This window comes from Veillonella parvula (assembly GCF_024461875.1).
In the GTDB taxonomy this organism is placed as follows: domain Bacteria; phylum Bacillota; class Negativicutes; order Veillonellales; family Veillonellaceae; genus Veillonella; species Veillonella parvula_I.
In genome coordinates this window covers 1-214 of the sequence record NZ_JANGAL010000159.1, presented here as the reverse complement: position 1 = coordinate 214, position 214 = coordinate 1, and the positions used below count along the sequence as shown (strand labels likewise).

Below are 214 nucleotides of genomic sequence, written 5' to 3'. Positions count from 1 at the left end.
GCGCGAGATTCAAGTATCTGAAATCACAAAACCAGTCCTTCAAATGTGTATGGACGCAGCTTACCACTTGCCACAAGACATCTATGAAGGTATGAAAAAAGGCCGTGAAACAGAAGAGTCTTCAGTAGGTCGTATCGTTCATGATCAAATTATTAAAAATGCTGAAATTGCCGATGCTGAAGATAGTCCATACTGCCAAGATACTGGTATCACT

Annotated in this window: 1 protein-coding gene; it reads left to right on the top strand. The window is 40.7% G+C overall.

Features of this window, described 5'->3' with window-relative positions; all coding sequences use genetic code 11:
- Positions 1–214, top strand: a 214-nt coding sequence (locus tag NE668_RS10205; protein ID WP_256196960.1) for a fumarate hydratase, incomplete at both ends; no start/stop codon positions are given.